The sequence below is a fragment of the Budvicia aquatica DSM 5075 = ATCC 35567 genome (assembly GCF_000427805.1).
Lineage (GTDB): Bacteria > Pseudomonadota > Gammaproteobacteria > Enterobacterales > Enterobacteriaceae > Budvicia > Budvicia aquatica.
In genome coordinates, this window is sequence record NZ_ATYS01000017.1 from 1 (window position 1) to 15,200 (window position 15,200).

A 15,200-nucleotide genomic window follows, 5' to 3' on the forward strand; every position below is an offset into this window, starting at 1 on the left:
GATAGTTTCAAACTGGTATTGTTGTGGGGAGGCGTCTCTAAGCATGGTAGTCAGTCCATTTTTTGTACTGACCTTATTAGATCAAAGTCCTAGCCTTTTGACTAGGACTTTGTCATCAGTCTGAGGAGCCGTTCCGGCTCCTTTCTTCTTAATACCGATCTTATTCATAGCGCCTTATGTGCCTTGCTTCGCAATACAACGCTTATTTATAAACAAATAAGATCAAGTGATAACGGCTCAGCGGTATTTATGTTAAAGTTCAAAAAAATAACATTCCCATTACTTAATAAGTACATACTATGTACATAGCCAAGGTCATCTTATGACACCACAACGTATATTAATTCTGGGAGCCAGCGGATATATCGGGCAGCACCTTATCCCCTATCTGACGTCTCAAGGCCATCAGGTTACCGCGGCTGCCAGACGAATACAGTGGCTGGAAGAACAACACATTCCAAACGTCAGCTGCCAGTATGTTGACCTGTTTAAGCCTGAAACTATTACTCCCGCATTAAAAAATATCGACGTTGTCTATTATCTGGTACATAGCATGGGAGAAAAGGCTGACTTTTTGTATAGCGAAAAAAAATCAGCCCAAAACCTACAGCAGGCCTTGCGCCATTCCAACGTTAAGCAAGTTATCTTTTTAGGCGCTCTTCAGCCAAAAGAAGGGAGTTCGTCACAGCATTTGCTGGCCCGAAAAATAACCGGTGAAGCTCTGCGCGCCAGCGGTATTCCGGTTACTGAATTACGAGCGGCAATCATTATCGGCGCAGGTTCAGCGGCATTCGAAGTTATGCGGGATATGGTTTACAGCCTACCGATTCTCACGCCGCCACGCTGGGTTCGCTCGAAGTCATCACCGGTCGCTTTAGATAATTTATTGTTCTATCTGTCAGAGATACTGAATCACCCTTCCGATCAAAACCGTATTTTTGACGTTGGTGGTCCTGAATACATTAGCTATCAAACGATGTTTGAACGCTTTATCGCCATTACCGGTAAAAAGCGCTGGATTATTCCTATTCCGCTGCCGACGCAATTTATATCAGTGTATTGGCTAAATATGATCACTACGGTACCTACCAACATAGCTAAAGCGCTGATTGAGGGCTTAAAACACAACCTGCCGGCAGACTCAGAGCCATTACAGAAGCTTATACCTCAACATTTAATTAATTATGATGATGCGGTGTTAACCACCATGAATAAAGAGCAGTCAGCGGTAAACTCGGCTGATTGGGGATACGACCCTGAAGCCCGAGCCCGCTGGCGCCCCGGCTACGCGTTTTATCCTAAACATGCGGGTTATACTATAAAGACTACCGCCAGCCCGGAAAGCATCTGGCAAGTATTCCAACAAATTGGCGGACCTGAAGGCTATTTCTATGCCAATTATTTATGGAAAACCCGCGCCTGGATGGATGATATTTTCGGCGGGGAACGCCGCTATGGTCGACCTGAAAAAGCAGAGCTGGCCGTAGGCGATCAGGTTGACTCTTGGAAAGTTATTTCCATCAAGCCTCTACGTCAAATTGCCATGTTATTTGGGATGAAAGCGCCGGGGCTGGGTCGACTCACTCTAAGTATTAATGGGACGGGTGAAATTCATCAGATTGACGTTCGTGCCTGGTGGCACCCGGCAGGATTTGGCGGGTTACTTTACTGGTTTGTGATGATGCCTGCGCATCTGTTTATTTTTAAAGGTATGGCCAAGCGCATTGCCTGGTTAGCCGAAGAATTGGAACGAAAAAACAATTCTTAATATTTCACAGCATCAAACTAACTTTACGGCGCTATTTCGTTAAACCCGCGAAATAGCGCCGTAAAACCAATAGCGTCCTGCAATTACGATTTATACTTCTCTAATAAAGCATCCAAAATCGCTAACGTCTCTGCATCAGCCTCACCCGAATAATTTGCCGGTCTGAAATGCATCTGAAAGGCCTTAATCACTGTTCGGGTTTGATTATCCATCACGCCACTGTCCGATACCTGATAACCATATCGATTGAGGTTATTCTGTAGCTGTTTGACATCGACGGCTGAGTGTAACTGACGCTTTGCCAAATACCGCTCAACCGTCGGAGAGTCAGGCCATGCTCCGATGCCAGCATCGGCCAGTTTCTTCCATGGAAATAACGGACCGGGATCAATTTTGCGTCCCGGAGAGATATCACTGTGTCCGACAACGTTAATCGCCGCGATCTGATTGCGCTCAATAATATCGCGCGATAAGGCAATCACCAGCGCTATTTGGTTATCCGTAAAGGGCTGCCAATGGCTCACACCATTCACCTTAGATGGGCCCTGATTAACAATTTCAACCCCAACGGAAGTATCATTCAAATTGATTCTTCCACGCCAAAAGCTGGCTCCTGCATGCCAGGCTCGCATATTTTCTGGCACCAACTGCAAAACAATAGCTTTACCTGACTGAATATCTGGGTCGGTATCAACTAAATAGTGAGCGCTGACGTTCTCGCCGGTAAGGATGTTCAACGATGAAGGGAAATCTTCTGCCGTATAATGAAAAACCAAAAACTGAATTCTTGGTTCTGCCCCCAGAGCACGGTGAGTATCATCAACCCAGTAATCACCGCGGTCTTTAAGTGAATGACAACCAGAGATTAAAAACGCCAATACGGCCACAGCCAAAATATATATATACCGCCTGCCACTAAAGGGTAGACCAAACTTAACCGCCCCTGACGTTGCCATCATATCCATGACTTAAATTACCTTGTGTTACTTTTATGCTGATCCTGTACTCATTATGCTCGAAAATGTCATATTTTGTTTCAAACAACGCTATTTTATTTGCCCTAAGCGATAAATACTCCCCCCTCAAAGGGCAATAAACAGACAGATTGAGCAAAAATTCATCGAACTGCTTTTTCGTCTGCGATAAATATCAAAAAATGTTCGATTGTCGCTGTCCAACAGCGAATAAACCTGATTTACTACTTCAAGCTTTGTAGCCATTAACCGTTTAAGAAAGGACTCTGATGACGCTCTTTTTACAAAACTGCCTAGCATTTCCAACGATCATTTTCAGCGGACTACTGATTATAGTCTTACTGTATTGGATTTCTGCTGCCTTTGGCCTTCTCGATATTGATATTCTTAATATTGATGGCGTCGATATAAATACCGACGTTGACGGCTTTGATGCCCCCGGTGTGGCCGGATTACTCATGAAGCTGGGGCTAGCCGGTATTCCGCTGACTATTATTATCACCCTGATAACCTTAACCGGCTGGTTTCTGACCTATTTCAGCACTCACCTAATTCTTCGCTTTATCGATACTGATATTATTCGTTATCTATTAGGAACTGCCGTATTTATTCTGGCTGGCTTTGTATCAGTTTTAGTGACCTCCATGATTCTAAAGCCCCTGCGTCCTAAATTAGCTAAGTTAAATCAAGCCAAAACGGTTAAGTCACTACTTGGCCAAATCGCTGAAGTCCGCTCTCCGATTGTTACTGAACAACGGGGAGAAGCTTTATTAGCCGATGGCGGTGCGGGTTTGATTCTTCAGGTCAGAGCATCTGAAGATGCCGGTATTGTTCGCGGAAATCGCATTGTTTTAATTGCCTACGACGCTGCAACTCACAGTTACACCGTTGTTAGTGAGGCTGAATTTAACCGACTTTAATTCATTTTTCCTTTCCCTGAATAATGGATAGGACTATCTATGGATGGTGGCTTAAGAATGAATCATGGAGGAGCTAAAATGTCCCAATTCCTTTCAAACAGCCGATGTCTGTCAGCTATCTGTTCGCGTTATACATTTGCCAAGCCCCGAATTTTCTTATATCGAACATTAACAAGAAAGCAGACCACACTTTTACAAGAAATTTTTCTATATTCGAACGTGAGTATCAGGTTTAGTTAGACACACGGTTATTAGTCATACTTTTGATCGGTAATATTATCGCATTAGCACACATTAGTTGATGATTACATAAGACTTAGCGGGACAGTAATATCCCTCAATTACACGGAGAAATACTTATGTCTATGGCAGATTTAATGCCGTTCTTTACCATTGTTGGCGCGGTTATCGTGTTCATTTTGGGATTTTTTGGGTTATTCAAAGCGTTCTATATCAAGGTGCCACAGGGAACTGCGCTGATTGTCAATGACATGTCATCTCAACCTAAAGTGCATTTTACCGGCGCACTGGTTTACCCGGTCATCTACAAAAAAGAGTTTATGCGTATCTCTTTGCTGACTCTGGAAGTTGACCGCCGGGGTAAAGATGGCCTGATCTGTAAGGATAACTTACGGGCAGATATTACCGTCGCTTTCTACCTGCGGGTTAATGAAACGACTGAAGACGTATTGAAAGTCGCGAAATCTATCGGCGTTGAGCGCGCTTCTGACCATCAGGCCGTCAGCGTATTATTCAGTGCAAAATTCTCCGAAGCGCTGAAAACCGTCGGTAAACAATTTGAGTTATCTAAGCTATTTGAAGATAGACAAAATTTCCGCGATCGCATTGTCGATGTGATTGGTAAAGATCTTAACGGCTACGCGCTGGAAGACGTTGCCATTGACTACTTAGAGCAAACGCCAAAAAGCTCGCTCGATCCAAACAATATTTTTGATTCAGAAGGTATTCGTAAAATCACTGAAATTACAGCGATTCACAATATTGAAACCAATCAAAAAGAACGCGATCAAGAGCTGGCAATCAAGAAAAAGAACGTGGAAACACGTGAAGCCAGTCTGGCACTAGAACGCCAGCAGGCCGATGCCGAAGCCCGTCAGCAGCGTGAAATTGAAACAATTCGCGCCCGTGAAGCGGCAGAAACGTTAAAAGTAAAAGAAGAAGAGCGCCTGAAAGCAGAACAGGCGCGAATTCAGACCCAACAAGAAATTGAAATCCGGGAAGAAAACCGCCAGCGTGAAGTTGAAGTCGCTCAGCAAAACCGTACTCGTGCAGTTTCTATTGAAATTGAAAAAGTAACCCGAGCCAGAGACCTTGAAATAGTTTCGCGCGAGCGTGAAGTTGAACTTCAACGAATAGATAAAGAAAAAGCGCTGGAAGAAGAGCGTAAAAATATTGCTAACGTGGTACGTGAACGAGTCGCGGTCGAAAAAACCGTTGCTCAGGAAGAAGAACGTATTAAAGAAGTGCGTATGGTGTCTGAAGCCGACCGCCAGAAACAAGTCACGATTATCCAGGCGCAGGCCGATGCGGAACAAGACTTAGTCCGTCAGGTTAAACAAGCCGAAGCCGATGAGAACAGCGCTAAGCACAAAGCCTTAGAAATTAGCACCATGGCACAGGCAGAGTTAGAAGCAGCCGCCAAGCAGGCCGAGTCGAAAAAACGCATGGCTGAAGGCGTTGAGGCTGAACAGGCCGCTCTGGGTCTGGCAGATGCGCGTGTACGTCAAGCACAGGCTGAAGCTGAAGAGAAAGAAGGTTTAGTTCAGGCTAACGTTACCGCTGAAAAACTGTTGGCAGAAGCCCGCGGTGAGCAAGAGAAAGGATTAGCCCGCGCCCGTATTCTGGAAGCTCAGGCAGCGGCAGAAGAGAAACAGGGCCTTGCCGAAGCCCGGGTTCTGGAAGAGAAGCTAACGGCTCAGGCCCGCGGTGACGAACAACAGGCACTGGCTAACGAAAAACAAGGCCTGGTTGATGCTCACGTATTAGAAGAAAAACTGGCGGCTCAGGCTCGAGGTGAAGGTCAGTTAGGTGCTGCGCAGGCGGAAGTTGTTCGTCAGCGTCTGAAAGCCGAAGCTGATGGCCTGACTGATAAGTTTACCGCTATGGGGAATCTTAATACCACAGCCCGCGAGCACGAAGAGTTCCGTATGCAACTGGAAAAACACTTCGAGCAAAGCATGGCCTCTATCTCTGCAAATAAAGAGATTGCCAGAGAACAGGCAGACGTTCTGGCCGCCGCGCTCAGCAAAACGAATATCGACATTGTTGGCGGCGACGGTAGCTTCTTTAATACCTTCTCTAAAGCCCTTAGCGTCGGTAAAGCCATTAATGGCGTGGTAGAAAAGAGCCCGGTGGTACAGGATGTGGTACAGAAACTGATGGGAGCAGGTAAAGATGGCCAAAAACTGGATATCGAAGCCCTTTTACAGAATCCGGAAGTATTGGCGCTGATTCAGCAACTGACATCAGCACCGAAACCATCTGCACCACCGGCTTCGCCAGCGCTGCCACTCGCAGCACCGGTACCGCCAGCACCAGCACCAGCACCAGCACCAGCACCAAGCATGACTGAAGACTAATATCCGGCGGGCCATCCGTGCAATTGCATTCGATGGCCCGTTTCTTTTTATTTAACACATTGTATTTACTAAGATAAGTTCACCCAGAAATAGTGCAGTATCAGGTCAACGGTAAATTTATCTTAGTTAATTTCTCTGAAAAATCATTATCAGAGTCAGCACGGCTAAAAAATATAATTTTATCAAGGAAATGTTAAACGCCATGTCAGATAACCAAGACAATAATCGCGAACAGGAATTACTGGATAACGCCGTTGCAGAAGGCGGTGCCTACGATATTTTACGTAAACGCTTATCTGAACAGGGCCAACAACTCCACGAAAAAGCGAAACAGCTAAACGGTCGCCGTCTGGAAGAGTTCGGCAAAAGCCAGATGGACATCATTGGCCGTATCCGTATTCGTACTGAAAATAACTGCGTTGCGCGAGATATTGTCCGCGTCGGTGAGTGGCTGCTGTTTGGCTATAACGTTTTTATTGGCTTGAAAAAAGAGACGCGCATAGAAGATGTCTTCTCTCTTTATCGCCTGACTGAAAATGAGGGCGAATACGACGTTGAACCCGTTGCTTTAACCGGCACCTTCCTGAACATCAACAGCTTTGTTCAGGACTTTAACGAGCTCTACACTTACTATAAGAATACCCAGTTACTTCAACTTGTTGAACGTGAAGGAAAACTGCTGGCCAGTTTCCAAATCGGCGAGAGAATTACCGACGTCAGGGTTTTCCGCTGGTCAATATCAAGCGATAAAACTGAAATTAAATATATCGACAACCGCGGTGAACGGGATATCGCCCTGCCTCCGGCCTATGACTTTGAGTGGCATAAAACCACCCGTGAGAATGCGGTCAATGGCCGCTACTCTCATATGAATATTCTGGATACGGTATTCGTCGAAACGATTGGCGGTGACCTGACGATTAAGTGTGAAAACAACACCGAAGACGGCTTGGGAATCTATCGGGAAGCGGTATTAGATAAAACCCAATCTCTGGATGATGCGCAGATTGAATATGCTCAGGCCGGCCCCCTGATTTTGCTAAAAATATTGCCTTATCGGGAAGAGTCCTGGCGCTATCTGGTTTATAACACCTTATCTCAAACAGCTATGCGTATTGATGCCATAGGGCTGGCCTGTATTCAGCTACCGGAAGACCACGGCATTATCTTCCCGGGCGGTTACTATTTACAAAACGGCGAGTATAAGACCTTTGACCAGCCGATGGATGGCATGCGTTTTCGCCGAATTCGTCGTTCACCAAACGGTGAAGACGTATTATATATTTTCTATGAGCCTAACTTTGGCCGTTTAGCCCTGTTTAACTACAACATGATTGAACGTAAGCTACACAATCCGTTGTTTGGCCATGGCTATGCCATGCTGGAAGATGGCCGAATGGTGCTGTTTGAAGGCCAATCGAATGAACCTACCCGTATTCATCCAATGCAGGTTTGGCAAACGCCCTACTACTCAGATGAATATGCCGCCCTTCAGCCGGCAAAAAATAGCTTTTTTGGCCGAATTGGTAATGCCGAACTGGTTCGGGGAATTTCTGACCTCTACCACATCGCCAGAGAGATAGAGCAACAGCAAATATCATCTCAGCTTTATGAAAAACTCAGTCAGGATGCACGCCGACTGATCGATATCTACTATTGGCTCAATGATGAGCAGAGCCTGCACGCATCCATCTTACTAAAAGAAATATCGCAAACCGGCGAACTGGTACTGGATGAATACGAAAAAGTTGAGAGTATCCGCCGCCAGTCCGAACGGGCAATGAGTGAAGCAACATCTCGCCAAAAACAGCTAATTTTATCCTTATTACCGGACAGCTGGAGTAACGCTCAGCAGTTTGTTGACGCACTCAATGAGCTTAATGTCCACCGCGGGCAGCTCATCACCCTGCGGGATTATCGCTATATTGACTTAGACCGACTCGATGAGATGGAACAACAGCTCACCGAGAGTCAACAAAGAATCTCACTCGCCACGGCTGACTTTTTGGCCAGCGATAAAGCCCTGCTGCCTTTTACTCAGCAGCTTCAGTCACTGGAAAAGCAGACTCAGGAAGCGACGAATAACGTCCAGCTTAACGAGCCCTTAGCCGGCATGGAAAAAATGTCTGCGGATTTAGACATGCTTTCCAATCTGATGGCCTCATTGAAGTTCGAAGATACCATTCAACAAACTCATATTATTGAATCAATATCTGAGATCTATGCCAGATTAAATCAGGCCCGAGCCCGTTTACAACAGCGCCGCAAAGAGCAAGGTTCAGTAGAGTCTATTGCTCAATTCGGTGCTCAATTTAAGCTATTTAGTCAGGGGATTACTAACGCCTTAACGCTGGCCAGCGATCCTGAGCGTTGCGATGAGCAGCTTTCCCGTTTACTGGTTCAGTTAGAAGAGTTGGAAAGCCAGTTCAGCGAGCAGGAAGAGTTTTTAAACGATATTCTAAGTAAACGAGAAGAGTTACTTGAAACGTTTGAAAGCCATAAGCAATCCCTGCTGGATGAGCGCCAACGTAAATCACAAAATCTGACCGTTGCCGCTGACCGACTGCTCGACAGCCTTCAACGCAGAACCGCTCGATTTAACACCCTTGATGAGCTCAATGCCTTTTTCGCCTCTGACCCGCTATCGATTAAAACTCGTGAAATTATTGAACGACTGCGCGGGCTAAAAGACAGCGTCAAAGCCGATGATATTGATGCCAAATTTAAAGCCGCCCGGGATCAGGCTATCCGCAGCTTAAGGGATAAATCCGAAATATATGAAGACGGTGGCAACGTCATTAAGCTCGGCCCTCGCCATAGGTTTAGCGTTAATACACAGGAACTGGATCTCACTATTTTACCTCGCGGGGAACAGCTTTATTTGCATTTAACCGGTACCGATTATCAGGAACCCATTGAAAGTGATGAGCTGGAAACGCTAAAAGAGTATTGGCAGATCTCGATTGAATCTGAATCACCTGAAGTCTACCGGGGTGAATATCTCGCCTACTCTCTGATTTATGCCGCCAGTAAAGAGCAAGATGGTCTCACTCTGGACAAACTGATCTCCCTACTCCATGAGCCGGAAGCGCTGGAAAAAACCGTTCGTGATTTTGCCTCACCTCGTTATAAAGAGGGATATGAGAAAGGCATTCACGATCACGATGCCGTTGCCATTCTACAAAAATTAATTCCCGTTGGTGAAAGCGCAGACTTACTGCGTTTTAATCCTTTAGCCAGAAGCATTGCCGTATTGTTCTGGCAGCATATCCAGAAAGAACCGCTGCCTTCCCTCTGGCCCGAGCGTGCCCGGACCAGCATGAATATTTATCAGCTATTTCGTAGCGATGCCGGGCTACAGGATTTACAGGCTGAAATCGAAGCAGACCTAAGCCTGTTTTTGTCTCAGTTCCCCATCGCCTGTCAGCCCTATCAGCAGGCTCAGGCGGCAGAGTATCTCAGTCTGGCGCTGGGCTGTTCGCCAATTGAATTCAGCTTTAGTAAGTATGCTCGTACCCTGTTCGATAGCCTACAAACTCAGTTAGAAAAAGCCCATATGTGGGGCGACTTTAATCGTTCTCAACAAAATTTAGGCGATCGTCTGGCACAGCGCTGGCTGCTGGTAGAAAACTGGTTAACCGGTATGTGTTCACTTCCTGAGTTTTCAGCGCTGGCAACTTATATACCCGAAGCCGTTGCACTGACACTATTAGATAATCGTGTTGCTGCGCGCTTCAGCGAAGTAGATTTACACTTTACGGTCACTCAGCTAATGGGTGAACATCCGCGAATTCAGGACAGAGCATTAACCCTGAGCCTGGATGATTATTTTGGCCGTATGCGCAAACACCGGAAAGTGTTTATTCCAGCCTACCACCGATATCAGGAACTCAGACAAAACGTTTTAAATCAGCAGCGCAAGAACCTTCGTCTGCATGAATTTAAGGCCCGCCCGCTAAGTTCTTTCGTGCGTAATAAACTGATTAACGACGTATACCTGCCGATTATCGGTGACAACATGGCTAAACAGATTGGTGCTCTGGGTGAAGGAAAACGAACCGACCTGATGGGCCTGCTGCTAATGATTTCACCACCGGGGTACGGAAAGACCACCCTGATGGAATATATTGCTAACCGCCTGGGTCTGATTTTTATGAAAATTAATGGCCCGGCTTTAGGCCATGACGTTCTTTCATTAGATCCTGAACAGGCACCCAATGCTACCGCCCGGCAAGAGCTGGAGAAGCTGAATCTGGCGTTAGAAATGGGAAATAACGTGATGTTGTATGTGGATGATATCCAGCATACTAACCCTGAGTTCCTACAGAAATTTATTTCACTGTGTGACGGTACCCGCCGCATTGAAGGGGTATGGAAAGGCAAAACAAAAACCTACGATATGCGCGGTAAAAAATTCTGCGTTGTCATGGCCGGTAACCCTTATACCGAATCCGGTGACGTATTCCGCATTCCTGATATGTTAGCCAACCGAGCCGATATCTATAACTTAGGTGAAGTTCTGGGCGGCATGGAGGAAGCCTTTGCGCTGAGCTACATTGAAAATAGCCTGACCTCTAACCCGGTCTTAGCGCCGCTAGCCCTACGGGATATGAATGACCTTTATCAGTTTGTCGATAAAGCAATGGGTAAACCTTTCTCAAATAATAACTTAAGCTATAACTATAGCGACGCAGAAATCAATGAAATCGTTGCCGTGATTGAACGCATTATCATCATGCGTGATACCGTGCTGAAAGTGAACCAACAGTACATTGCCAGCGCGGCTCAGTCCGACAAGTACCGCACGGAGCCAAGCTTTAAGCTACAGGGTAGCTATCGCAATATGAATAAGCTCAGTGAGAAAATATCTTCCGTGATGAACCCGGCCGAAGTCCGGCGAATTCTCGACGATCACTACTTAGGTGAAGCCCAACTGCTAACTCACGGTGCAGAGGAAAACTTACTTAAATTAGCTGAAATTCGCGACTTGATGTCGCCAACTGAAGAAACTCGCTGGCAGCAAATAAAGCATGACTTTATGCGCAATAAGGCACTCGGCGGTGATAATGCCGAGGTCGGAGATCGGGTGGTTGCGCAGCTTGCTGATTTAGTTGAAAGCGTTCAGGCCTTGGGTAAATAACCTTAATGAAAGCGTGGATAAAACAACGAGTCTGGATTCTAAGCATACTGACTACCGTGCTAATTATTATACAGTGTATAAATTCAGTTACCGGTGATGCTTTAAATAATTTCGGCATACTTCCCCGAACCACTCGGGGACTGGTCGGTATATTATGCGCCCCTTGGCTGCACAGTAACTGGGAGCATTTATTCAGTAACTTACCAATATTACTGATCTTAAGTGCGTTATTAATTAGCCAGTCTGTCCGCGATTATATTAAGTCTAGTATTTTTATTATTCTATTCAGCGGCCTTTTGGTTTGGATTTTTGCCCGTACCGCCATTCATATTGGCGCCAGCGGATGGATTTTCGGACTATGGGCTCTACTACTAGCCAGAGCATTTACCCAGCGTAGCCTGCTGGATTTTATCTTTGCCGCAGTGGTCTTCATCTATTACGGTGGCATAACATCAGGAATGATACCGGGAACACCCGGTATCTCTTTTGAAGCGCATATTGCAGGTGTTATCGCCGGCTTAAGTTATGCTCTGCTAACTCGGAAAAAGCCCCGGATAGAAGTAAGTCCGTAGCGCGGCTAATACGTTTCAAATTTATTTTATTTAAATGCAAAAGAGTATTTTTTCGAATTAAAACCTATTAATTCCAATAAATGCCGTCATAAAGACTGGATGATATATTACAGCCCTATTTTTAGTATTAAATGCTTTATTTTGGCTTGCGATTAAAGCAAACTACCTTAAAAGAGACGGGTATAACGTTAACAAGATATTAACGATGGAAATACTCTGTTCCAGATCAAAGAATATATATCGCTGACTTCTGATTATTTGAATTTTGATATTTTTATTTTATGGATAACGTGGATATGGATAATGCTGCACTGGAAGATTATCTAAAAACAACGCTTGCTGATTTATCATTAAGTCAGTCTGAACGTAATCAACTTCGTGAGCTAGGGCAAACATTAAATCTGGAACAGTCCAGCTTTATGCGTAATCGCGCATTTGATTTAGTGAGAGCTCAATTAACATCAGCCCCTGAGGACCTCCAGCCAACATTAAAATGGCTGGAGCTTGTGATCAAAACTCTCGATATCAGCAGCATCCAACCCAAAATTAATTCCGCCGCCTATTTCTCCCCGGGTGAAGCCTGCCGGGAGAAAATTCGTTCAATGCTGGCTCAGAGCCGTCAGAAAGCAGACATCTGTGTTTTCACCATCGCAGATGATGTGCTTACAGAAGCGATTCTAAATGCCCACCAACGAAACGTTCAAATAAGAATAATTACTGATAACGATAAATCAGAAGACAGCGGTAGCGATATTGAATATCTGCAAAATAAAGGTATCGCCATCGCGATGGATAATAGCCCATATCATATGCACCATAAGTTCGCGCTTTTCGATAATAGTTTTCTGCTCAACGGCAGTTTTAACTGGACGCGGAGCGCTTCTCAGCAAAATCAAGAGAACGTGTTAGTAACTGACGATATAACATTACTCACCGCCTACCAAAAAGAATTTAATAAACTATGGACGCAGTTTAACTAATGGAAAATTTCATATTAATGCTGGCTATGGAGGTAAAAAAATCGAAGACTGCATTTAAGTTTACCGCTAAAGAAAAGGTAGATATACTCCCCGCACAAGGAAGTTTCACTCTACGCAAAGATTGCATAAAGTTCCCTCATTTCGTCGCGCCCTCTATGCAATTCCGTTACTTTCTCTACAAAACAGAATAAATATGAATAATAAAATAAAACGAATAACTCTTTGTTTTAGTATTGCGCTAACGTTGGCGGCCTGTTCTAACCCGCCTTCACGCAAAAACTATGATTATGCACTTTCGCAAGGACAGATTGAACTCGCTCAAAAAATAGCATTAGAAGAAGGCGTCGCACCGGGTACTGATACCGCGACTGAACTTCTTTGGTCTCTTGAAGCGGGTGCCGTATTACGTATGGCAGATCAGGTAGATCGCTCAACCAAAGTTCTTGATGGCAGTGAGTTATTGATTAAAGACAACGAAACGCAAAATCTGGCGTCCTCTGGGCTTAGTCAAGCTGCATCAATGATTGTTAATGATAACGTGATGAGCTACACCCCGCGTGTATACGATCGGGTTATGGTTAACACTTATAAAGCATTAAACTTCTGGCAACAGGCTAACTTTAGCGATGCTCGCGTAGAATGGAACCGGGTTGACGATCGTCAACGTCGTGCTGCGGAATATTTCTCTAAAGAAATTAATGCTCAAAAATCAGAAGTTAAAAGTAATAAAATCGGCGACAGTTACTCTCAGTCAATGGAAGCCCTTGAAGGATCAGGTATTGATGTATCTAAATGGGCACCTTATGATGGTTACATTAACCCGGCATCCCTGTATTTGCATGGCCTGTACTTCTTAATTAACAGCGAAAGTGCGGCTGATTACACCAAAGCAAAAGAGAGTCTAAAACGCGCTTACGCACTGACTCGCAGCAACCAAATTCGTGCTGATATTGCACTCGCTAATAAAGGCCGTACCGTTGCTCCCGGCGTTTGGGTTATTTTTGAGAATGGTCTGGCAGCCAGAAAAACTGAACGGCGTATTGATTTACCTCTGATTCTGGTTACAAAAAGCGTGGCCTATACCGGTATGGCTTTGCCCGTTCTGGAATCAGGTAGCCCGGCTTACCCTTACCTTTCGGTAAATGGCTCTCAAAAAACCGAGTCGTTTGCCAGTATGGATAAGATCATTGAGGGTGAGTTTAAGACTGAGTTTACCGGCATTTTGATCAAAGAGATCTCTCGGGCCATCTTAAAAACCGCGGCTCAGGCGACGATGATGAATTCGGATAACAGCACGGTTAAGCTTATCGGCGCATTAACCGGTATTGCACAAGCCGTCAGTACACAGGCTGATATTCGTAGCTGGCATGCTTTACCTTATGATTTCCAGGTTGCTTACGTTAAGTGGCCGAAAAGCGGACAAATTCAAATTAGTCCACCTGGAGGCGAAGCAATTAACGTTGATTTACCCGCAACGCCTCAACCCGTTGTCGTTTATGTGCGAGTGCTGAACGCTGGTTCTGCTCCACAAGTTAGCGTACTAACCAGTAAAAATGCGATGTAATGGACTATATCCAAAACGCATCGTGCTGAACTTTTAAACTGTATTGAGAGCTTTATAATGAATATTTTTAATAGAAAAACATTTCTTGCCGCTGCAGTAGCGCTGTCTTTAGCTGGCTGTGCACAGGAAGGTGCTTATTACGTAGATAGTTCTTCTGATAATGTTGCCGTTATGGGCCTGGACTATAAAGACTTCGAAATGGCTGCTTCTAGCATGGTTGAAGATATGCTGAGCTCAGACTTACTGGTTCACCCACAGGGCGGCCGTTATGTTTTAACCGTTACCGGCATCGTCAATGATACTGACCAACGTATCGATACCGACCAGTTAACTAAAAAAATCCGTACCAGCCTGTTAAATTCCGGTCGTTTTGTTGTGACTACCGCAATTAGTGCCAACGGCCCGGAAGACGAGATGACGCGTAAAGTTCGTCAATTGCGTAACTCTAAAATGGTTAACCAAAAAACAGTTAAGAAAGATGGCCGCGTAATTGCCCCAGACTTCTCATTAACGGGTAAAATCATTCAGCAAAACCAACGTGTGAATTCAAAAACACAGCAAGTTGAATACTATTTCCAGTTAACGTTAACCAATTTGGATGACGGTTTAGCCTATTGGGAAAAAGAGTATCCAATCATCAAGCGTGGCGACAATCGCACTGCAAGTTGGTAAGGTCGGCGTT

General features: G+C 45.1%; 9 protein-coding genes. 8 read left to right on the plus strand and 1 reads right to left on the minus strand.

Going from position 1 to position 15,200, the window contains the following annotated elements; genetic code table 11:
- Positions 1 to 322 precede the first annotated feature (322 nt).
- Positions 323 to 1,768: a DUF2867 domain-containing protein gene (locus tag YWE_RS0108170; protein ID WP_029094079.1), complete on the plus strand. Its 1,446-nt coding sequence runs from the start codon at positions 323 to 325 to the stop codon at positions 1,766 to 1,768.
- A gap of 83 nt (positions 1,769 to 1,851) precedes the next feature.
- Here YWE_RS0108170 and YWE_RS0108175 read toward each other — a convergent pair whose 3' ends face one another.
- The gene (locus tag YWE_RS0108175; protein WP_282705578.1) at positions 1,852 to 2,733 is read right to left on the minus strand and encodes an N-acetylmuramoyl-L-alanine amidase; all 882 of its coding nucleotides are present in this window, start codon (positions 2,731 to 2,733) and stop codon (positions 1,852 to 1,854) included.
- A gap of 278 nt (positions 2,734 to 3,011) precedes the next feature.
- Between YWE_RS0108175 and YWE_RS0108180 the strand changes: the two genes are divergently transcribed.
- The 7 genes from YWE_RS0108180 (at position 3,012) to lpoB (ending at position 15,190) form a co-directional block, all read left to right on the plus strand.
- The gene (locus YWE_RS0108180; protein WP_029094081.1) at positions 3,012 to 3,662 is read left to right on the plus strand and encodes a hypothetical protein; all 651 of its coding nucleotides are present in this window, start codon (positions 3,012 to 3,014) and stop codon (positions 3,660 to 3,662) included.
- A gap of 359 nt (positions 3,663 to 4,021) precedes the next feature.
- The gene (locus tag YWE_RS26925) at positions 4,022 to 6,262 is read left to right on the plus strand and encodes a flotillin family protein (protein ID WP_051323252.1); all 2,241 of its coding nucleotides are present in this window, start codon (positions 4,022 to 4,024) and stop codon (positions 6,260 to 6,262) included.
- Positions 6,263 to 6,464: 202 nt separating this feature from the next.
- Positions 6,465 to 11,402: a DNA repair ATPase gene (locus YWE_RS0108190; RefSeq protein WP_029094082.1), complete on the plus strand. Its 4,938-nt coding sequence runs from the start codon at positions 6,465 to 6,467 to the stop codon at positions 11,400 to 11,402.
- Positions 11,403 to 11,407: 5 nt separating this feature from the next.
- On the plus strand, positions 11,408 to 11,974 hold the full coding sequence (locus YWE_RS0108195; protein WP_029094083.1) for a rhomboid family intramembrane serine protease: 567 nt from the start codon (positions 11,408 to 11,410) through the stop codon (positions 11,972 to 11,974).
- 296 nt (positions 11,975 to 12,270) lie between these two features.
- Complete coding sequence (locus tag YWE_RS0108200; protein ID WP_029094084.1) at positions 12,271 to 12,954, plus strand: phospholipase D-like domain-containing protein; 684 nt, start codon at positions 12,271 to 12,273, stop codon at positions 12,952 to 12,954.
- A gap of 193 nt (positions 12,955 to 13,147) precedes the next feature.
- Positions 13,148 to 14,518 (plus strand): COG3014 family protein, encoded by a 1,371-nt coding sequence (locus tag YWE_RS0108210; RefSeq protein WP_029094086.1) that lies wholly within the window; start codon positions 13,148 to 13,150, stop codon positions 14,516 to 14,518.
- A 57-nt stretch (positions 14,519 to 14,575) separates the two neighbouring features.
- Positions 14,576 to 15,190 (plus strand): penicillin-binding protein activator LpoB, encoded by a 615-nt coding sequence (gene lpoB / locus YWE_RS0108215; protein ID WP_051323253.1) that lies wholly within the window; start codon positions 14,576 to 14,578, stop codon positions 15,188 to 15,190.
- Positions 15,191 to 15,200 lie beyond the last annotated feature (10 nt).